General features: G+C 66.6%; 15 protein-coding genes. 7 read left to right on the top strand and 8 right to left on the bottom strand.

From position 1 onward, the window contains the following. Positions 1-69: 69 nt before the first annotated feature. Both I5E68_RS02705 and I5E68_RS02700 read left to right on the top strand, forming a co-directional pair. Positions 70-972 carry an NTP transferase domain-containing protein gene (locus I5E68_RS02705; RefSeq protein WP_197160534.1) on the top strand — a complete coding sequence of 301 codons (903 nt, stop codon included), beginning with the start codon at positions 70-72 and terminating at the stop codon, positions 970-972. A gap of 100 nt (positions 973-1,072) precedes the next feature. Next, positions 1,073-3,700 carry a M14 family metallopeptidase gene (locus I5E68_RS02700; RefSeq protein ID WP_228726783.1) on the top strand — a complete coding sequence of 876 codons (2,628 nt, stop codon included), beginning with the start codon at positions 1,073-1,075 and terminating at the stop codon, positions 3,698-3,700. 39 nt (positions 3,701-3,739) lie between these two features. On the opposite strand, the gene hutC is transcribed toward I5E68_RS02700, so the two are convergent. Further along, positions 3,740-4,453: a histidine utilization transcriptional repressor HutC gene (gene hutC, locus I5E68_RS02695; protein WP_197160532.1), complete on the bottom strand. Its 714-nt coding sequence runs from the start codon at positions 4,451-4,453 to the stop codon at positions 3,740-3,742. After that, complete coding sequence (locus I5E68_RS02690) at positions 4,450-5,808, bottom strand: formimidoylglutamate deiminase (RefSeq protein WP_197160530.1); 1,359 nt, start codon at positions 5,806-5,808, stop codon at positions 4,450-4,452. The genes hutC and I5E68_RS02690 overlap by 4 nt, the downstream gene beginning before the upstream one ends. A gap of 141 nt (positions 5,809-5,949) precedes the next feature. On the opposite strand from I5E68_RS02690, the gene hutI reads away from it, so the two are divergent. Genes hutI through hutU form a run of 4 tightly spaced genes read left to right on the top strand, consistent with a single transcriptional unit; the run spans position 5,950 to position 11,188 of the window. Continuing rightward, positions 5,950-7,161, top strand: coding sequence for an imidazolonepropionase (hutI, locus tag I5E68_RS02685; RefSeq protein ID WP_197160528.1), 1,212 nt, complete (start codon positions 5,950-5,952; stop codon positions 7,159-7,161). After that, complete coding sequence (gene hutH / locus I5E68_RS02680) at positions 7,158-8,702, top strand: histidine ammonia-lyase (RefSeq protein WP_197160526.1); 1,545 nt, start codon at positions 7,158-7,160, stop codon at positions 8,700-8,702. The genes hutI and hutH overlap by 4 nt, the downstream gene beginning before the upstream one ends. Beyond that, positions 8,699-9,505, top strand: a complete 807-nt coding sequence (gene hutG / locus I5E68_RS02675) for an N-formylglutamate deformylase (RefSeq protein ID WP_197160524.1) — start codon at positions 8,699-8,701, stop codon at positions 9,503-9,505. The genes hutH and hutG overlap by 4 nt, the downstream gene beginning before the upstream one ends. Positions 9,506-9,520: 15 nt before the next feature. Next, complete coding sequence (gene hutU / locus I5E68_RS02670) at positions 9,521-11,188, top strand: urocanate hydratase (RefSeq protein WP_197160522.1); 1,668 nt, start codon at positions 9,521-9,523, stop codon at positions 11,186-11,188. A 30-nt stretch (positions 11,189-11,218) separates the two neighbouring features. Here hutU and I5E68_RS02665 read toward each other — a convergent pair whose 3' ends face one another. From I5E68_RS02665 to I5E68_RS02645, 5 genes are all read right to left on the bottom strand, one after another. Next, a complete protein-coding gene (locus I5E68_RS02665) occupies positions 11,219-12,181 on the bottom strand; it encodes a quinone oxidoreductase family protein (RefSeq protein WP_197160520.1) in 963 nt (320 codons plus the stop codon). 103 nt (positions 12,182-12,284) lie between these two features. Continuing rightward, positions 12,285-14,717, bottom strand: a complete 2,433-nt coding sequence (locus I5E68_RS02660; protein ID WP_228726781.1) for a TonB-dependent receptor — start codon at positions 14,715-14,717, stop codon at positions 12,285-12,287. Between the two features lie 95 nt (positions 14,718-14,812). Further along, positions 14,813-15,265 (bottom strand): nuclear transport factor 2 family protein, encoded by a 453-nt coding sequence (locus I5E68_RS02655; protein WP_197160518.1) that lies wholly within the window; start codon positions 15,263-15,265, stop codon positions 14,813-14,815. 74 nt (positions 15,266-15,339) lie between these two features. Next, positions 15,340-16,683, bottom strand: a complete 1,344-nt coding sequence (locus tag I5E68_RS02650; RefSeq protein ID WP_197160516.1) for an aromatic ring-hydroxylating oxygenase subunit alpha — start codon at positions 16,681-16,683, stop codon at positions 15,340-15,342. Between the two features lie 93 nt (positions 16,684-16,776). Beyond that, positions 16,777-17,382 (bottom strand): VOC family protein, encoded by a 606-nt coding sequence (locus I5E68_RS02645; RefSeq protein ID WP_197160514.1) that lies wholly within the window; start codon positions 17,380-17,382, stop codon positions 16,777-16,779. Positions 17,383-17,568: 186 nt separating this feature from the next. On the opposite strand from I5E68_RS02645, the gene I5E68_RS02640 reads away from it, so the two are divergent. Then, positions 17,569-18,195, top strand: a complete 627-nt coding sequence (locus I5E68_RS02640) for a TetR/AcrR family transcriptional regulator (protein ID WP_197160505.1) — start codon at positions 17,569-17,571, stop codon at positions 18,193-18,195. Between the two features lie 6 nt (positions 18,196-18,201). Here I5E68_RS02640 and I5E68_RS02635 read toward each other — a convergent pair whose 3' ends face one another. Further along, positions 18,202-19,644 carry a BON domain-containing protein gene (locus tag I5E68_RS02635; RefSeq protein WP_228726779.1) on the bottom strand — a complete coding sequence of 481 codons (1,443 nt, stop codon included), beginning with the start codon at positions 19,642-19,644 and terminating at the stop codon, positions 18,202-18,204. Between the last annotated feature and the right edge of the window lie 174 nt (positions 19,645-19,818).

The following is a 19,818-nucleotide window of genomic DNA, read 5'->3' as shown; positions in this document are numbered from 1 at the left end:
TGACGGCGATACGTCACCGCCGGCGAATTCACCGCGCTGTCACAAAACCGCGCCATAGGCCGCCGGACGATGACCGCGAAGGCCTCTCCCGCATTGCGCAACGCTTCTGCCGACGCCGCTCGCGCAGGTGTCCGCCTGATCGTGCTCGCCGGACAGCACGAGGGAACACGCGACACGCTTTCGCAGCGCTTTGCCGTCAGCCACCGCTGCCTCATCCCGCTCGGTGACCGCCCCCTGATCGCGCACGTGCTGCACACAGGCGCACAGCATCCGCGCATCGAGAGCCTGTCGGTGTGCATCGAGCGCGAGGCCTTCGACCCAGCTTGGGACGTGCTGACCCAGCTTCCCGGTCGCGGCGCCGTCGCACTGGTCGAGGCCCAGACCGACCTCGCCGCGAGCGTCGAACTTGCAGCGCAGGGTTGGGACGGCCCGCTCCTGATCACCACCGCCGACCACGCCCTGCTCGACAGAGCGACGATCGACGCGATGCTCGATACCCTCGACGCACAAGCCGATGTCGCCTTCGCCCTTGCCCCGCGCGAAGCGGTGGAAGCCATCGACGCAGGCCGCCAGCGCCATTTCCTCAGACTGCGCGAGGGCCAGTTTGCCCCATGCGATCTCTATGGCGTAGCTGGACCGCAGTACCTGAGCCCGGTCAGCGTGTTCCGCGGCCGCCGGGCCGGACGCCATGTCGGCCTGCGCATGCTGAAGGCGCTCGGCATGATCGGACTATTGCTGAGCCTGTTCGGCCTCGAACCGCTTTCCTCCGCGCTGGACCGGGCTTCGCGGCGCTTTGCCATGCGCATCAGGGCCATCGTCACTGCCGACGGCAGCCAGGCGATCGACGTCGGTAACGACCGAAGCTACGCCATCGTGCGCGACCTGCTCGAGCGCCGGGCACGCGACGAACGCTCTGCGCAAGACAAGCTGGCCCCCGTCGAACACGTAGCGCGCGTGCGCGCGGCAGGCTAAGCGGCTCTCGAACGACAAAATTTCTTCGGGGCAATTGCATCGCGTGACGCAAGCCCGCAAGGCTTGCGTCACGGCCCCAGCCTTCCCGGAGACATACGCGATGACATCCCCGCTGCCAGCCTTTGGCGCCATGCTTCTTTCGGCAACGGCGCTGGGCCTCACCCTGCCCGCCGCGGCGCAGGTTCCGGCCACCATCTCCACCGCCCGTCCCGGCGTACTGGCAAGCGTTCCGACCCCGCGCTCCGTGCTCGGCCACGATGTCGGCGAGGATTACTACCTTGCCGACTACGAGGACGCAGTGCGCTATTTCGAGGCGCTGGCAAAGGCCTCGGACCGCATGAAACTGGTGCATGTCGAGGGCAAGACCACGCAAGGCCGCAGCTTCGTCTACGCGGTGATATCGAGCCCCGCAAACCTCGCGCGCTACGATGCCATCCGCGCGCAGGCACGCCAGCTCGGCGAGGTGAAGGGGCTCGACGATGCCTCGGCCAAGGCGCTTGCCGCAAGGCTGCCCGCGATCGTCCACATCGACGGGGGCATGCACGCGAGCGAAGTCGCCGACCACCAGCTTCCGCTCGCGCTCGCCTATCGCCTGCTCTCGGCCAAGCACGATCCCGAGGTCGATGCGATCCTCGACAACGTGGTGCTGGTGCTGTGGCCCACGCTCAATCCCGACGGACAGAACATGGTCGTCGACTGGTACCGCAAGCAGCGCGGCACGCGTTGGGAGACCAGCCACACGCCCTGGCTCTACCAAGAGTACGTCGGACACGACAACAATCGCGACGGCTACATGCTCAACATGCGCGAGAGCCAGGTGGTCAATGCCGAGGAACAGACCTATTCGCCGGTGATCTGGTATTCGCAGCACCAGAGCGCGCCCTTCCCGACGCGCATCTGGGTGCCGCCCTTTGCCGATCCGATCTCGTCGAACATCAGCCCCTACATGCGCATCTGGACCAATGCGGTGGGCACCAACATCATGGCGCGCATGGAGACCGAAGGCAGGCCCGGCGCGATTGCCGAGGCGAACTTCGACAACTGGTATCCGGGCTTCCTCGACTACATCCACGTCTTCCGCAACACGATCTCCTTCTTCACCGAGACCGCCCACGACAGCGCGACGCCAAAGACCTACAAGGTCTCCGACTTCCCCGAGCAATACCGCGACCTCAAGGCCCTGGTGCAGTATCCGCACCCCTGGCGCGGCGGCGAATGGCATCTGTCGGATACCATCGACACGATGATGACCGCCTCGATGTCAGTGCTCGAGACCGCGAGCAAGTACCGCACGACGCTCAACTACAACCGCTACCAGGCCGGGCGCGACATGATCGCCGAGGCTGCGGGCGAGGGACCGGGCGCCTACGTCATTCCCGCAGGCCAAGCCGACATGCCCGAAGCCGCCGCGCTTGCCCAGCTGATGGTTCGCCATGGCCTGACCGTGTTTGAGACCCGCAGCACGACGCGGCTCGGCGACAAGGACTATGCGGCGGGCAGCTGGGTCGTGCCGATGGACCAGCCCTACGCGGGCCTCGCGCGCGAGCTGTTCGAGAAGCAAGCCTACCCCGACGCGATCCTCGACGGCACCGGCAAGCCGGTCGAACTGCCCTACGACGTGACCGGATGGACGCTGCCCATGCAGATGAACGTCAAGGTCGAGCGTGTGAACGAGCCGCTTGCCGCAAGCGTGCGATCCGCACTCGCGCCGGTAGAGCGGGCGACACCGCCCGCAGGCAGCGTGACCGGATCGGGCAGCACCTTCACGTTGAGCCGCAAGGTCAACAACAGCTACCACCTGCTCAACGAGGCGCTGGCTGCCGGGGCCAGTGCGCGCTGGACCGCGGATGCGATCACGCTTTCGAACGTCGCGCCTGCGGCCATGCAGGAACTGGCCGCGAAACATGCCGTTTCTGTCAGCGCGACGAGCGACGCCGCGCAGGGCGAGCCGGTAAAGGCCGCCAGCCTCGCGCTCTACCAGCCGTGGAGCGCGAACATCGACGAGGGCTGGACGCGCTGGCTGTTCGAGCAATACGGCTTTGCGAGCAGGACCGTGCACAACGCCGACATCAAGGGCGGCCTGTCGGGCATCGACACGCTCGTCCTGCCCGACATGTCAGGGCCGGGCGAGGACCGTCCCGGCCAGACCACGCCGCCACGCGATTTCACCTCGAAGTACGAGGGCGCGACCACGATGCTCATGGACGGCATGAGCCCGAGCCAGCTGCCCGCCCCCTACGCAGGCGGAATCGGCGAGACCGGGGCGCGCAAGCTCAGGGACTTCGTCAAGGAGGGCGGCACGCTCGTCGCGCTCAACAATTCGGCCGACGCGGTGATCGAGCTGTTCGACCTGCCGGTCAGCAACGTGCTCAAGGACGCGAAGAGCGATACCTTCTTCTGCTCGGGCGCACTGCTCAGGCTCAAGCTTGCCGCCGACAGCCCGATTGCAGGCGGCATGCCGTCCGAGCCGGTGGTGATGTTCGAGCGCGGCCCTGCCTTCGCAACCATGCCCGGCTTCAAAGGCAAGGTCCTGGCGACCTGGCCCGAAGACGAGAACCCGCTGGTAAGTGGCGTGATCCTCCACCCCGAGGCCATCGAGGGCAAGATCGCCGCGCTGGAAGTCAGCTACGGCAAGGGCAAGGTCGTGCTCTACGGCTTCCGCCCGCAGTGGCGCGGGCAGTCGCACGGTGCCTACAAGCTGCTCTTCAACGCGCTCTACGCGAAGTGAACAGCGGCGCGCCCCGGCAGCCTATGCCAGGGCAGCAGCCTATGCCGGGGCGGCAGCACCGAAGCGGGCGACGAGATCGTAGGCATCGCCAAGGAACACCTGCCGCACGTAAGTGATGCCCTCGCCCCCGCGCCAGGTCCGGCGCTCGACGCACAGGCAAGGCGTGCCGACCGCTGCATGGAGGTGCTCGGCTTCCTCGCGGCTCGCGCCGAGCGCGCCGATGCGGTTCTCCGCCTCGGTCCAAGGAACGTGGTGCAGCAGCCATGTACCGGGCGGATCGCTGGCGAAGTCGGCCTGCGCGAAAGCGGGCACGGCCCCTGCGCTGACGAGGCGATATTCGAAGGCGAAGGGCTCCTCGTCGGCGCAGTGCACTCCGGATACCTCGACCAGCTCGCCCTCACCCGCGAGCGCCACTTCCTCGGGCTCGTCGGGATCGGCAGCGCGCAGTGCACGCGCGATCTGGACATAGCCATAGCGCTGCCCGCGTGCGCGCACCTGCTCGGCGAGATCGGGCACGTCGAGCACCATCGAGTGCACGCGGGGCCGCGCGACGAATGTCCCGGCCCGCTTGCGCCGGTCGATCAGACCAGCTGCCGCCAGCGCCGAAAGCGCCTTGTTCACGGTCATGCGCGAGCAGTCGTATTCGACGATGAGGTCCTGTTCGGTGGGCAGCCGCTCTCCGGGGGCCAGTTCGCCCGCAAGGATGCGCGCCTCGAAGTCGGAGCGGATGCGCTCGTGCAGGGGCTGTTTCACGCGAGCAGTCTTTCCATTGTCGAGACGAAGCGCTGCCGGACCCGTGCCCGGTCGCGATGAACGCCGCCCGCTACCACCTTTTCGCCGCGCCGCCACACGCAATCGATCGCGCCGCGCCCGCCTGCGAAGACGAATGCGTCGATCCGCGCGTCGCCGCGGCGCGCGACCAGCGCGGGATGGGCGGTGTCGAGCGAGACGATGTCGGCGGCATGGCCCAAGGCCAGCCCCGCTGCAACGCCAAGCGCCTGCGCCCCGCCCGCAAGAGCATCGCGGTAGAGCGTAGCCCCGGTCGAGCGGTCAGCGCCCGCGGCCATGACGTTGCGTTCGCGCCGGGTAAGCCGCTGGCCATATTCGAGCAGGCGGAGTTCCTCGGCAACGTCGATCGCGATGTTGGAATCGCTGCCGATGCCATAGCGCCCGCCCGCAGCGACGAACTCGGCGGCGGGGAAGATGCCGTCGCCAAGGTTCGCCTCGGTCACGGGGCACAGCCCCGCCACCGCGCCTGAGCGCGCAAGCGCAAGGGTTTCGCCCGAGGTGACGTGGGTTGCATGGACCAGGCACCAGCGCGCATCGACGCGCGCATTGTCGAGCAGCCACTCGACCGGGCGTGCACCCGACCATGCGAGGCAGTCCTCGACCTCGCGCATCTGCTCGGCGATATGGATATGCACCGGCCCATGCCCAGCGAGCGCTTCGAGTTCGCGCAGTTCCTCGGGTGTCACCGCGCGTAGCGAATGCGGGGCGAGGCCGAGCACGGCATCGGGCAGACCGGCAAGGACGCTTCGGCTCGCCTCCAGGAGACGCGCGAAGCCATCGATATCGTGGACGAAGCGGCGCTGCCCTTCGCCCGGCGTCGTCCCGCCAAAGCCCGCATGGGCGTAGAATACAGGAAGCAGCGTGAGACCGATCCCGGTCTGCCCCGCCGCCTCGGCGATGGCCCCTGCCATGCAGGCCGGGTCGGCATAGGGCGTGCCGTCCGGGGCATGGTGCAGATAGTGGAATTCGCCGAGCCGGGTGAAACCGCCCTCAAGCATCTCGACACAGGCCTGCGCCGCGATCGCCGCGACGTCCTCTGGCCCCACTGCATCGACGAAGCGATACATCGCCTCGCGCCATGTCCAGAAACTGTCGCTCGAGGCGCCGCGCCGCTCGGCTAGCCCGGCCATGCCACGCTGGAATGCGTGGCTATGCAGGTTGACCATGCCCGGCAATGCACAGGCGTGGCGCTCATCATCGGCGCTTGCGGCGGCGTCGGGCTCGATAGCCGCGATGCGCCCGCCCGCGTCGATGGCGATGCGAACGTCCCGCGCCCAGCCGCCGGGCAGCAGCGCCTCGTCGAAAAACAGTTCCTTCATCGCCACCCCGTCGCAGGCTGCCAGAGCGACCCCGGCACCAGCCGATTTGCGCCGCCTTCAGTTTTGTCTATACATTAATGGCGAACGATGCAATCACCCGCGCCGCAAGAGCGCGACGAAGCGAAGCGAGGGATGCAAGCGATGCACTGCGACAGGCTCTGGACCAGGGCGCGGCTCGCCACGATGGCCCCCGGCGACGATGCGCAGCCGATGGGTATTGTCGAGGACGGCATGATCGCCGCAAGCGATGGCGTCATCGTCTATGCAGGTCCGGCCAAGGATGCGCCCCGGTTCGAGGCCGGAGAGACGATCGACTGCGCGGGCCGCTGGATCACGCCCGGACTGATCGACTGCCACACCCACCTCGTCTTCGGCGGCAACCGCTCGCGCGAATTCGAAATGCGCCTTGCCGGGGCCAGCTATGAGGAGATCGCGCGCGCCGGAGGCGGGATCGTCTCGACCATGGAGGCGACGCGAGCCGCGAGCGAGGATGAACTGGTCGCGGGCGCGCTGCCCCGGCTCGACGCGCTGATCGGCGAAGGGCTGACCACGATCGAGGTCAAGTCAGGCTACGGCCTCGACCTCGCCTCGGAGATCGCGCAGTTGCGGGCCGCGCGCCGCCTCGCGCGCAAACGCGACGTGCGCGTCGTCACCACCTTCCTCGGCGCCCACGCGCTGCCGCCCGAATTCGCAGGCGATGCCGATGGCTACATCGCGCATGTCTGCGAGGTCATGCTCCCGCGCATCGCCGCCGAAGGGCTTGCCGACGCGGTCGATGCCTTTTGCGAGGGGATCGGCTTTTCCCCGGCGCAGACCGAGCGCGTCTTCGCCGCAGCAAAGCAGTATGGCCTGCCGGTCAAGCTCCACGCCGAACAGCTCTCCAACCTGCATGGCGCACAGCTTGCTGCGCGCCATGGCGCGCTCTCGGCCGACCATCTCGAGCATCTCGACGAGGACGGGATCGCGGCAATGGCGCGCAGCGGCACCGTCGCGACCCTGCTGCCCGGCGCCTTCTACTTCTGCCACGAAACCAGACTGCCGCCGCTCGGCGCGCTGCGCGCTGCAGGCGTGCCCATCGCTCTGGCCACCGACTGCAATCCGGGCACCTCGCCGCTGACATCGCTGCTGCTCACCATGAACATGGCCGCGACACTGTTTCGCATGACCGTGCCCGAATGCCTCGCCGGGGTGACGCGCCATGCCGCGCGCGCACTCGGCCTGCACGACACGCTCGGAACGCTCGAGGCGGGCAAGGCCTGCGACCTCGCGATCTGGGACGTCGAGCGCCCTGCCGATCTCGTCTACCGCATGGGGTTCAACCCGCTCCATGCCCGCATCCGGAGTGGAAAATGAACCAGGTCCTGCTCACCCCCGGCGCAGTCGATCTCGCCGACTGGCGCGCGATCTACCGCGGCGCGGTGCCGCAGCTCGATCCCGCCTGCGCGCCGCGCATCGCCGCGAGCGCCGATGCAATCGCGCGCATCCTCGCCAAGGGCGAGCCGGTCTACGGGATCAACACCGGCTTCGGAAAACTCGCCAGCGTGCGCATCGAGGACGACGACCTCGCCACGCTCCAGCGCAACATCGTACTCAGCCACGCGGCGGGCACCGGCGAACCCTCGCCCGTGCCCGTCATCCGCCTGATGATGGCGCTCAAGCTCGCCAGCCTCGCGCAAGGCGCCTCGGGCGTGCGGCCCGCGACGGTCGCCCTGCTCGAAGCCATGCTCACAAGGGGGCTCACCCCGGTGGTTCCCTGTCAGGGCTCGGTCGGCGCGAGCGGCGATCTCGCCCCGCTCTCCCACATGGCCGCGACGATGATCGGGGTGGGCGAAATCTTCTTCGAGGACAAGCGCATGGCGGCCAGCGAAGCGCTCGCGCAGGCCGGCCTCGCCCCGCTCGAGCTCGGCCCCAAGGAAGGCCTCGCGCTGCTCAACGGCACCCAGTTCTCGACCGCAAATGCGCTGGCCGGACTGTTCGAGGCTGAACTGCTGTTCCGTTCCGCGCTCGTTACCGGCGCGCTTTCGACCGAGGCCGCGAAGGGCTCGGACACCCCTTTCGATGCGCGCATCCACCAGCTTCGCCGCCATCGCGGCCAGATCGAGGTTGCCGATGCGCTGCGCACCCTCATGGCAGGCTCGGCAATCCGTGCGAGCCATGTCGAGGACGATGCCCGCGTGCAAGACCCCTATTGCCTGCGCTGCCAGCCGCAAGTGATGGGCGCTGCGCTCGACGTGCTGCGACAGGCCGCAACCACGCTCGAGATCGAGGCCAATGGCGTCTCGGACAACCCGCTGATCTTCGTCGACGAGCATGGCACGGGCGCGGATGAGGCGCTTTCGGGCGGCAACTTCCATGCCGAGCCGGTCGCCTTCGCCGCCGACATGATCGCGATGGCGGTGTGCGAGATCGGCTCGATCGCCGAGCGGCGCCTCGCCATGCTGATCGACCCCGCGCTCTCGGGTCTTCCGGCCTTCCTGACGCCGAAGCCCGGGCTCAACTCGGGCTTCATGATCCCGCAGGTTACCGCCGCCGCGCTGGTATCGGAGAACAAGCAGCGCGCCTTCCCGGCGAGCGTCGATTCGATCCCCACTTCGGCCAACCAGGAAGACCACGTCTCGATGGCCGCCCACGGCGCGCGGCGCCTGCTCGACATGGTCGAGAACGCCAGCGCGGTGCTCGGCATCGAACTTCTTGCGGGTGTTCAGGGCATGGAATTCCACGCCCCGCTCGCCTCCTCAACCCTGCTCGAGAAGGCCTGCGCATTGCTGCGCGGCACAGTGCCCTCGCTCGTCGATGATCGCCACTTCCACCCCGACATGGAAGCGGCCAACGTGCTGGTCCGCTCGGGCGCGCTCGCCGAGGTCGCGCAAGACGTGTTGCCGGGCATCGCATGACCGGCTGGCTCGAAGTCCATCGCGGAGAGGCGCCGCTCGTCGTCGCCTTCCCGCACACCGGCAGCGACCTAGCCGACGTGGACGGCGCCTTCGTCTCGCCCTGGCTGGCGCGGCGCGATGGTGACTGGTGGGTCGACGAGCTTTACGCCTTCGCCCGTGATCTGGGCGCAAGCACGGTGCGAACGCGTATCTCGCGCAGCGTGATCGACGTGAACCGCGATCCCTCGGGCGCATCGCTCTACCCCGGGCAGGCGACGACCGAGCTGTGCCCGACGACGACCTTCGACGGCGAGGCGCTCTACCCGGGTGCAGGCCCTGACGAGACCGAGATCGCGCGGCGCCGCGCGCTCTGGTTCGATCCCTACCACGCCGCGCTGGAAGACGAACTCGCACGCCTCATCGCCATTCACGGCAAGGTCGTGCTCTACGACGCACACTCGATCCGCAGCCGGATACCGCGCCTTTTCGAAGGCGAACTGCCGCAGTTCAACATTGGCACCAATGGCAGCGCGACCTGCGCGCCTGCGCTCGAAACTGCGATCGCCGCGATCTGCGCCGCCTCTGGCCAGCGCCATGTCGTCAACGGCCGCTTCAAGGGCGGCTGGACCACGCGGCATTACGGCGATCCGCAGCGCGGCGTCCATGCGGTGCAGATGGAGCTCGCGATGCGTGGCTATCTCGACGAGCCCACGAGCCTCGCCCCTACCAACTGGCCCGCGCCGCTCTCACCTGTGCGTGCGGCCACCCTCACCCCGATCCTGCACGAAGTGCTCGAGGCCTGCCTCGCCTTCGCACGCGACTGACCAAAGGAAACCGCGATGACCCGTCTCGACAATGCCCGCGTGATCAAGCCGGCGACCGGTACTGAGCTCAGCGCAAAATCCTGGCTCACCGAAGCGCCCCTGCGCATGCTGATGAACAACCTGCACCCAGACGTCGCCGAGCGCCCCGAGGAACTGGTCGTCTACGGCGGCATAGGGCGCGCCGCGCGCGACTGGGAAAGCTACGACAGGATCGTCGAGACCTTGCAGCGCCTCGACGACGACGAGACGCTGCTGGTCCAGTCGGGCAAGCCGGTTGGCGTGTTCCGCACGCATGCCGATGCGCCGCGCGTGCTGATCGCCAATTCCAACCTGGTGCCCAACTGGGCCAACTGGGAGCACTTCAACGAGCTCGATAAGCGCGGCCTTGCCATGTACGGCCAGATGACCGCGGGATCGTGGATCTACATTGGCGCGCAGGGGATCGTTCAGGGCACCTACGAGACTTTCGTCGAGATGGGCCGCCAGCACCACGGCGGCGACCTTTCGGGCAAGTGGCTGCTGACGGCGGGGCTTGGCGGCATGGGCGGCGCGCAGCCGCTCGCGGCGGTCATGGCGGGCGCCTCGTGCCTTGCCATCGAGTGCCAGCCCAGCCGCATCGAGTTTCGCCTGCGCACCGGCTACCTCGACCGCTCGGCCACCACGATCGATGAGGCCATGGCGATCATCGAGGAGGCCAATGCCACGAAGACGCCGGTCTCGGTCGGCCTGCTCGGCAACGCGGCCGAAGTGCTCCCCGAACTCTACGCGCGCGGCATCCGCCCCGACCTCCTGACCGACCAGACCTCGGCGCACGATCCCTTCAACGGCTATCTGCCCGCAGGCTGGAGCGCCGAGGAATGGCTGGCCAGGCGCGAGAGCGATCCTGCCGCCGTCGCCAAGGCCGCGCGCGCGTCCATGGCGACCCACGTCAAGGCCATGCTCGCGTTCCAGGCCGATGGCGTGCCGACGACCGACTACGGCAACAACATCCGCCAGATGGCTTTCGAGGAAGGGGTCGAGAACGCCTTCGCCTTCCCCGGCTTCGTGCCCGCCTATATCCGCCCGCTGTTCTGCCGGGGCGTCGGCCCCTTCCGCTGGGCCGCGCTCTCGGGCGATCCCGAGGACATCTACAAGACCGACGCCAAGGTGAAGGAACTGCTGCCCGACGACACGCACCTGCACACCTGGCTCGACATGGCGCGCGAGAAGATCCAGTTCCAGGGCCTGCCCGCGCGCATCTGCTGGGTGGGTCTGGGCGACCGCCATCGCCTCGGGCTCGCTTTCAACGAGATGGTCGCGAAGGGCGAGCTGAAGGCCCCGGTCGTGATAGGGCGCGATCACCTCGATTCAGGCTCGGTCGCCTCGCCCAACCGCGAGACCGAGGCCATGCGCGACGGCTCGGACGCGGTCTCCGACTGGCCTCTGCTCAATGCCCTGCTCAACACCGCGAGCGGCGCGACCTGGGTCTCGCTCCACCATGGCGGGGGCGTGGGCATGGGCTTTTCGCAGCATGCCGGGATGGTGATCGTCGCCGACGGCACCGAGGCAGCGGCGAAGCGGCTCGAACGCGTGCTGTGGAACGATCCCGCGACCGGCGTCATGCGCCACGCCGATGCGGGCTACGAGATCGCGCTCGACTGCGCGCGCGAGAAGGGGCTCGACCTGCCCGCCATTACCGGCTGAGCGGACAGGTCGGCGCCCGAGGTAAGCGCATTACGGGTGCATCATGACCCGCCCGAAGGGATGCGCGTTTGCCACGTGGGTGTGTGCGGCGACCCCCTCGGACAGCGCAAACTCGCGGTCGATCGGCATCGCCAGTTCGCCCTTCGCCGCGCGTGCGAAGATCTCGGCGAGCAGGGCGTGGGCGCGCGGCGTGTGCATCTCGCGGCCGAAGGTCACGCCCTTGATCGCGAGCGCCTTGTTGATGACGTCGAAGAAGCCGAACTGCGGCACCTCTCCCGTCGCGGCGCCGACCACCATGTAGCGGCCATGGCGGCGCAGGCTCGCCATCAGCGCGTCCACGCCCTTGCCGCCGGCCATGTCGACCACGATGTCGACCCCCTCGCCCCCGGTCAGCGCATCGACGCGCTCTGCAATGGATTCGCTGCGATAGGCGATGCCGTGATCGAGGCCGTAGGGCACCAGCCGCTCGAGCCGCGCGGCATCCGAGGCGGTGGCGATGACCTTGGCCCCGGCCTGCGCCGCCAACTGGATCGCAGCCAGCCCGACACCGCCCGCACCGCCCTGTACCAGCACCGTCTCGCCTTCGCGCAAGTCGCCATAAGTGAACAGCGCATCGTAAGCCGTCCCGAAGGCAATCGGCAGGGCTGCCGCCTGCTTGACGTCCATGCCCTCGGGGATCGCGTAGGCAAAGTGCTCAGGCACGGCGAACAGGTCCGCATGACTGCCGCACCAGTTGAACCCGACCACGCTTTCACCGACCGCCACGCGCGTGACCCTGGGGCCGACCGCCAGCACCTTGCCTGCGGCCTGGTAGCCCGGAACGAAGGGCGTGTGCGCAGGCGGGGTCACCAGACGGTTGAGCAGGTCGCCGCCCTCGATCGAAATCCACTCGACCGCGATCAGGACGCAGTCGTCTTCCAGCACGGGGTCGGGCAGCTCGCCATAGTGCATGACCTCGGGCCCGCCGTTCTCGAAATAGTGGATTGCCTTCATGCAGCATGTCTCCTGCTTTGGGAGTGGTCAAAAAAGGGGCCGGCCGCTCCGCGAGGGGCGACCGGCGAGTTTTCCGTTTGCCTAAGGGAGGTAAGGTAAACGGTCAGAACCGCGTCGTCGCCTGTAACATGACGGTGCGCGGAAGGTTGCCGAAGCCGAGCTGGTCGGCGTGCTGCCCGTAGGGCGCGCCCGCGACCGGGGTGTTCGGCCCGTCGAGGCCACCGGCGATGTAGAGGCGGTTGGTCAAATTCTTGCCGATCAGCGCGAGCTGCCAGCTCTCGTCGCTTGCGCCGATGCGCAAGGTGGCATCGAGGATACCATACTTGTCCTGACGCGAATGCTCGGCTCCGAAGCCCGAGACGAGGTAGGACGAGCTGAATCTGCTGTCGACGCTGACACCCGCGCTGAGGTCCGAACCGAGATCGGTGTCATAGGAGACCCCGAAGGCACCGGTCCATTCGGGCGCCACGGCCAGCGGCGCTCCGTCGAGGTTCTGGCGCGTGCCACCCTCGAGATTGCAGCCCTCCTCCAGCGTCTGCCCGCCGTAGCAGGGCGCCAGCGGGAAGTCGGTGTAGCGCGCATGGGTGTAGTTGAGGCTGCCGCGCAGCTGCAGGCCGGGCACTGCATAGGGCGCGAACTGCAGTTCGAGTTCGGCGCCCTTGGTGCGCGCATTGGCGGTCAGCGTCTGGAAGGCGATGACCGACGAGTTGAAGAAGTCGATCTGCAGGTCCTTGTAGAGATACGAATAGACACCGAGGTTGAGGCGCAGCTGGCGATCGAACAGCTCCGACTTCACGCCGGCCTCGAAACCGACGGCGCGCTCGGGATCGAAGGTCAGGTCGTCGACCGGATTGCCGAACAGCGAGGAGATGCCGCCGTTGGAGAAGCCACCCGACTTGTAGCCGGTCTTGAACGCGCCATAGATCATGACGTCGTCGACAGGCTTCCAGGTCAGCGTCGCCTCGGGCGACCAGTTGTTGAAGGTCTGGTCGGTATAGGTCTCGATGTCCTGTCCCCAGACCGCAGAAAAGGCCGGGCTGACGAACGGCTGGACGAAGAAGCTGTCCTTGGTCTCGTGCGTGAAACGCACGCCCGCGGCAGCCTCGAGCCGGTCGGTGACCGCCCATGTCAGCTGGCCGAACCCGGCAATCGTCTCGCCGTCGGTGTAGCTGTTCTTGGCTAGGTCGACGAAGCGATACTGGCCTGCGTCGGTGCCATTGTCGCTGACCCCGAACGAGACGTACTGCTCGTAGTCGCGCCGCGTCTTCTGGTAGTAGATGCCCGCCATCACGTTGAAGGGACCGTCGAAGGTGGTGAGCGCGCGCAGCTCGGTCGAGAAAGCGTCGAAGCTGCTGTTCTCGGTCGCCATGACCGGGGTGTAATTGGTCTGGTAGTCGCAGGCACAGGTCCAGCGGTTGTTGTTCCAGTTGTAGTTGCTGACCGAGGTGAAGGTCACGTCGTCGAGCTCGTATTGCAGGTTGAGCGTCGCGGTGAACGAGCGGTAGCGGTTGTAGAGTTCGCCATCGGAACGGGCATAAGGATAGCTCGCCGCGACCTCGGTCGGCAGCAGGCTCTGGTGGGTGACGAAATCGCTGGTCGAGCAGTTGTATTCGGGTGTGAGCTGCATGCGGTTGTCGTCACGGCCGCAATTGTAGGCGGCGTAGTTCCACGAACTGCTGCCCACGTCGTTGGCATCGCCCGAGACCTTGAGCGTGGCGGTCAGGGCATCGGTCGGCTCCCACTTGAGCGTCACACGGCCGAGCAGTTCCTTCTCGTCAGGCCCGTTGGGCGCGGGCTGCGCGACGAAGTCGTTGCCGCCGAAGAAGATCGTGCGCACCGGTTGCTCGTTGCGCCAGTAATGGCCCCACATCGTCGAACCGCGCAGCGCCACGCGCAGGCCCAGCGTATCGGTGATCGGGGTCGAGATCACGCCGTCCACCTGTGCCTTCTGGCCTGCGAACTCGTAGCTGCCGGTCAGCTTGGCCTCGAAGGTCGGCGTGGGATCGGCAGTCGTCAGCGAAATCACGCCGGCGGTCGCGTTCTTGCCGAAGAACAGCGCCTGCGGCCCCTTGAGGATCTCGGCCCCGGCAAGGTCGAAGAAGCCTTCGTTGATGATCCGCCCCTGCCCGTAATAGACCCCGTCGACGACCACCGCGACCGACTGCTCGATGCCGATCGAGGTGGAGGAGGAACCGATGCCGCGCATGGTCACCTGCGCGCCCGAGCCGTTCGAGGCGCGGCCCACGTTGAGGTTCGGCGTGCGCGCGGCGATCTTCTCGATCGAGGTCAGGTCCTGGCGGGCGATGACCTCGGGCGAGATCGCGGTGACCGCCACCGGCACGTCCTGCGCGCTCTCGGTGCGCTTGCGGGCGCTGACGATGATCTCGTCGAGGCCCGGCTCAGGTCGCTGGGCCGCCGGTGCACTGTCGCCAATGCCGCCCGACTGCTCCTGCGCGCTGGCCGTGCCCGCGAGGAACAGGGGCACGATCATCGATGCCGCCGCGAGATAGGCGCATTTCCTCGGTGATGCCTTCATCGGTTTCTTCTCCCTAGTTGGCCTGTGTGGCCATCTTGTTGTTTTTGGTGTTTTTGATGCCCCGCTCGTTATTCGATGCTGGGACGGGACGCCGGTCAGGACGTGAATTCACGATCCTCTGGCTTTGCCTGCGAGGTTTCGCGGTGCTTGAGATGGAACGTGCGCTCCTTGAAGTACCAGCGCCCGGCAACCTTGACGCACACGTCCTCGTAGTAGCCGCGGTCGCGGAACACGGTGTCACCGATGTCGTAGACCTCGGACGTGCGCGCGGTGACCTGCGCTCTGTCGCCCTCGATCACGATCGAGCTGGGACGCATCACGAAGTTGTCGCCGGCGAAGGTCTTCATCGCCTCGTTCCAGGTCGCCATGATGGCGTCCTTGCCGTGGATCGTGCCGATGTCCGGATACCACGGGATCGACCAGATCGCGTCCTCGTCTGCCCAGCAGGCAGCATAGTCGACGGCATCGACGCGGCAGATCGCGTCGGCATAAGTGTCCATCAGTTCGCGGATGGCGAGGCGGTCTTCGACAGGTCCTGTGAATGCCATGTTCCTGGCTCCTTCTGGTGCGCGGCGTCGCGCGCGCAATCTGTGTCTTAGTCAGGCGGGGGGAGCTGAGGGGCTCAGCGGCGCCCCTCGAGATAATCGTTGAGCACTTCGTGGAAGTAGCGCACCCGCGTCTCCGAATTGGCGAAATAGGGTTCGGCGAAACCGCGCGAGCGCATTCCGCGCTGCACGTCCTCGGCCAGCATGAGATCCTGCATGATCACCCCGCCATCCAGCTCGGCGATGCCCTTGCCTCCGTCGAACTGGCGGTAGTCGAGCTCGGCTTCAGCCAGAGGCAGACGCTCGTTTCCGACCATCGCGGTCTGGGCGAATTCAGCGCCCTCGACCGGAAATTCCATGGCCCAGAAATCGAACGAGCACGATTCCGGATCGGTGGGATGCGGTTCGGTGCGCATCAGGAAGATCGAGTCCGGGTTGAAGGTGATCGAGATGTTCGGGAAGATCGTAGTGTGGATGCTGTCGGTGATCTGCTCGTCGCTCATTCCGGCATAGTGCGCAAAGCCGCGCTCGGGCCCGAGCCGGTGCTTGGCCGCCTTGAGATCGAGCCAGCCCTGCTTCACCTTGCTCTCGAAATCGGGATAGCTTTCGGGATCGATGTCCCATTGCTCGAGCAGGGCATCGAACATCGGCGTGGCATCGCCGGGCTTGCGCCTGGTGAGCGAGGGACGGAACGGCTGGATCGTGCGTCCGTGTCCATTGGGATACATCTCCAGCCGCGAAACATCGACATCCTGGTCGATGAATTCGGGGATCTGTGGGTGCGCGGTCTGGACGTGGTAGGACTCGGAGAAGTTGTCGGGTGCGAATTTCCAGTTGGTGCGAAGGTCGATGCGCAGCTGGCACACCCGCACCAGCGTCTCGAGCGGGTAACCCTGCATGAGCTTGGGAAGAGGATCGAGGAAGTCGAGCAGCGCAGGCGCGTCCTCGCTCATCGTGTACCACACGAAGCCGCCCCAGGTGTCGACCCGCACGGTCTTGAGCTTGATCTTGCCGCAAGGATTGCCCTTGGGGAAGTTGAACGCGTCGGGTGCATCGTCGAGCGAACCGTCGATGTTCCAGACCCAGCCATGATAGGGGCAGGTAAAGCTCGGCACCGAGGACGCCCCCGAGGCGAGGCGGATGCCGCGGTGCGCGCAGCTATTGTAGAAGCCCTTTAGCGAACCGTCTTCCTGGCGCACGACGATAACGGATTCGTGCATGAAGTCGTGCACGACGAAATCGCCCGCTTCCTCGAGCTGGTTCTCGCGCCCGGCGATGTGCCACACGCGGGTCCACATGTGGTCCCATTCGCGCTGTGCGAAATCCTTGTCGAAGTAGCGCTCGGCACCGATGGTGTCGCCGCGCAGGTTGGATGGATCCTTGCCGTTCATGGCGAGGGGCGGGAGCGTGACTTGCGTCATTGCGAGTTCTCCTCGTCGCGCCGGTCCGGGACCGGCCGCGCGCGTTATCGCCGACCCCGGGACCAGCCCGGGTGCCGGCGGGACAGGACCTGGCTAGAAGATGCTGTAGCTGCGGCTGGCCTCGACCGCCGTCTCGCCGCTGCGCAGCGGCACCGGCTCGGCCATCTGGTAGAGCGGCATGTCGGCGATGTTCATCACCGGCGGCAGCTCCTCGCGGCGCAACTGGTGAAGCCGACGCCAGACCTCGAACAGGCCGAGCATGTGCGGCGGATCGCCGTGGATCTCGGTGAACACGCCATTGAGCGAGCGGGTGTCGAAGTAGGCGGCATTGACGCCGTCGACGGCCAGCTCGGTCGCGAGCTCATAGCCCAGTCCGAGCAGCCGTTCGCGCTCCGCGGCAAAGTCGGACACGAGGTAGCCGATGTGATGGAAGCCTTCCTCTCCGGGCGCGAACATGTCGCGGTAGATCGAGGCAAGGTCGTCGTGCTGCTCGATCAGCTGGATCATCATGTCACCCAGATAACCGAAGGCATAGGACACGCGCGCTTCTGTCGGCGTGCCTCTGTAGGAAAAGAAATCGGTACCCTGCTCGCGGACCAGGAAGAATGGTCCTGCTCCGAGCTCATCGGCCCAGCGACGTGCCGACGCCTCGACGTCGTTCACGAAATAGGCCTCCTGGAAAATGCGTCTGTCGCGCATCTCAGCCTCTCCTCTCACCATGTCGGGGACTCGTCTCACGCGATCCCTTGATGAGTCCGAGACTATTGATTTGTACGACCGTACAAACTAGCAATTTGTACAGTCGTGCAAACGCGTCGGAGGTGCCCTTGCATTGCTCGCCGGCATCGCGCACAGGCACCAGGCATCGTCAAACGGATGGAACTCGTGGCCAGACCAGAACCCACTGCGACCCGTGACCGCATTCTCGATGCGGCCGAGCAGTTGTTCGCGACACGCGGCTTTCACGGCGCGAGCGTGCGCGACATCTTCAAGCGGGCCGGGCTCGGCGCGGGCCTGATGGGCTACTATTTCGCTTCGAAGGAAGACCTGTTCCGCGAGACGGTCGAACGCCGCATCCCGCAAGTACGCGAAACCTTCGAACACCATTTTCCCGTCACCGACGCGCAGGCCATCGTCCCGGTCCGGGAGCTACTGGAATTCTATCTTGAGTTCTTTCTGATCGACCTTCCCGACGCGAAGAGCGGCCTGCACACCTACTGGGACCTGCTGTCCAAGTGCGCGGTGTCCTACGAGCTGCAGATCGTGAGCAGCAGCCTGGGCAAACTCGACTTCATTGCCGAGCGCATGATGGAGGCGCTGCAGGCGAGCCTGCCGGACACGCCCGAGAGCCAGCTTCGCGACACCCTCGCCTTTGCCGAAGCCGCGGTCACCACGCTCAACGCCTCGGCCGGCCTGTTCGAGCATCGCCAGGGGAAAGCAGGCAGTCTGGCGGACTATGTCAGCTCCATGGCAGGCACTCTGGCCACCGGGCTGCAAGGCGCGAGCACCTGACAGGCCTCATTCGACGGGGCGGCCCTCGTCGAGCAGGTCCGCCTTGCCTGAACCGGAGGCCGCGCGCTCGGCCTCGACCATGTCGCGTATTCCGTCCGCTGGCCGCACGTCTTCGGCTCCGGGCGCCACCCGCGCCGGCGCCCCTTTCTCTCCACGCAACCTTGCCTCCCCCGCCTCGTCCGGCGAAGATGCTTCCGAGGTCTGCGCAGCGCCGGGATAGGGCAGCGCAGCCGAACGCGGATCAAAGCGCAGGCGGTAGATCGGCTCGGGAAGGCCGAAACCGGCGTCCTCGAGCGCGGTCTTGACGGCGATGATCGCCAGGCTCTGCGCCTTGAACCAGTCGCTCTGCTCCTGGTCGATCCAGCCCAGAAACCGGATCACCACGTTGGAATCGCCGACTTCCAGTATCCGCGCATCGGGACCGGGGTCGTCGAGAACGAAAGCGAGACCGGCCAGCGTCTCGCGGCCGAGACGACGCGCCGCCAGTGCATCGTCATCGGCATCGACGCCAAGGTCGAACTGGAAACGCCGCTGCGGATTGCGGGTGTAATTAAGGATCACCGCCTTGAAGACCTGCGAATTGGGTATGCGCAGGTGATTGCCGTCAAGCGTCATCAGGATCGTGGCGCGACTGGTCAGGCGGATGACCCGGCCTTCGTAGCTGTCGATCACGACATGATCGTTCGGCAGGAAGGGCTGGCGCACGCTGAGCATCAGCGAGGCGACGTAGTTCTCGATCGTATCGCGCAAGGCGAAGCCCAGGGCCAGACCCACCAGTCCGGCACCGCCCAGCACCGCGCCCAGCAAGGTCTCGGCACCGACCAGGTTCAGGGCGACAATCAGTCCCGCCACGACGAAGGCAAAGCGGATTGCGCTGGCAATCAGTTCGGCAAGAAAGCTGTTTGGCGCGATGCGGTGCCAGACAGCGGTCAGCCCGGCCAGCGCATAGCCGAGCAGGCCGATGCCAAAGGCGACCGCAAGTGCGATGCCAACGAGAGGCAGGATCAGCGCGAATTGCCGGAATTGCTCTTGCAGCGAGCCAAGCGTGTCCGCACCCGCGGCGATGGACAGGTCGCGTTGCAAGGCGCTGTCGACCGTGACCACGCCGGAGACTCGCCCGGCGATGGCCTCGGCCCGCGCGATGTCGGAATTTTCGGGCACGGTCCCCGTGAGCGTGACCACGCCCTGTCTTACGGTGACCTTCACGTCGTTGAATGCAGGCAATTCGGAAAAGATGCCGCGGATGCGCATCGCCATGCGCTCGTCGGCGCCGGCGTCCTGCCGGTCTGAGATGACCTGGTCGGCACCTGCCTGCTCGGCATCCGTCGCCGTGCTCGCACTGTCGGCCTGAGAACCGAGCGCGGCCTCGAGCTGCGCCGCTGCGGGCTGCGCAACGAGCGCGAGGAACATCAGGAACGGAGCGAACCGCGTGCGTGGCTTCCAGTGCATGGCCCTGCTCCAGTCGATCGCGCCGCCTCCGAGGGCGGCATGTCGTGTCCCCGCAACGGATGATCTGCATCGAAGGTCGGAGAACAAGGCACTTTGTTACGCATCGACGCGTAGGACGCAATGCCTCTCGCCAAGTACCGGGACAAGCCGCCGCACGGCTCGCGCGAGACTGCG

Source organism: Novosphingobium aureum, assembly GCF_015865035.1.
GTDB classification, from domain to species: Bacteria; Pseudomonadota; Alphaproteobacteria; order Sphingomonadales; family Sphingomonadaceae; genus Novosphingobium; species Novosphingobium aureum.
The sequence above is the reverse complement of the archived record's forward strand: the minus strand, read 5'-3'. Positions and strand labels throughout refer to the sequence as shown.

Coding starts and splice junctions, on each gene's coding strand:
- hutU (WP_197160522.1), top strand. CDS start 9,521: ATGACCCGTCTCGACAATGCCCGCGTGATCAAGCCGGCGACCGGTACT.
- I5E68_RS02660 (WP_228726781.1), bottom strand. CDS start 14,717: ATGAAGGCATCACCGAGGAAATGCGCCTATCTCGCGGCGGCATCGATG.
- hutI (WP_197160528.1), top strand. CDS start 5,950: ATGCACTGCGACAGGCTCTGGACCAGGGCGCGGCTCGCCACGATGGCC.
- I5E68_RS02690 (WP_197160530.1), bottom strand. CDS start 5,808: ATGAAGGAACTGTTTTTCGACGAGGCGCTGCTGCCCGGCGGCTGGGCG.
- I5E68_RS02650 (WP_197160516.1), bottom strand. CDS start 16,683: ATGACGCAAGTCACGCTCCCGCCCCTCGCCATGAACGGCAAGGATCCA.
- hutG (WP_197160524.1), top strand. CDS start 8,699: ATGACCGGCTGGCTCGAAGTCCATCGCGGAGAGGCGCCGCTCGTCGTC.
- I5E68_RS02655 (WP_197160518.1), bottom strand. CDS start 15,265: ATGGCATTCACAGGACCTGTCGAAGACCGCCTCGCCATCCGCGAACTG.
- I5E68_RS02665 (WP_197160520.1), bottom strand. CDS start 12,181: ATGAAGGCAATCCACTATTTCGAGAACGGCGGGCCCGAGGTCATGCAC.
- I5E68_RS02635 (WP_228726779.1), bottom strand. CDS start 19,644: ATGCACTGGAAGCCACGCACGCGGTTCGCTCCGTTCCTGATGTTCCTC.
- I5E68_RS02700 (WP_228726783.1), top strand. CDS start 1,073: ATGACATCCCCGCTGCCAGCCTTTGGCGCCATGCTTCTTTCGGCAACG.
- I5E68_RS02645 (WP_197160514.1), bottom strand. CDS start 17,382: ATGCGCGACAGACGCATTTTCCAGGAGGCCTATTTCGTGAACGACGTC.
- hutH (WP_197160526.1), top strand. CDS start 7,158: ATGAACCAGGTCCTGCTCACCCCCGGCGCAGTCGATCTCGCCGACTGG.
- I5E68_RS02705 (WP_197160534.1), top strand. CDS start 70: ATGACCGCGAAGGCCTCTCCCGCATTGCGCAACGCTTCTGCCGACGCC.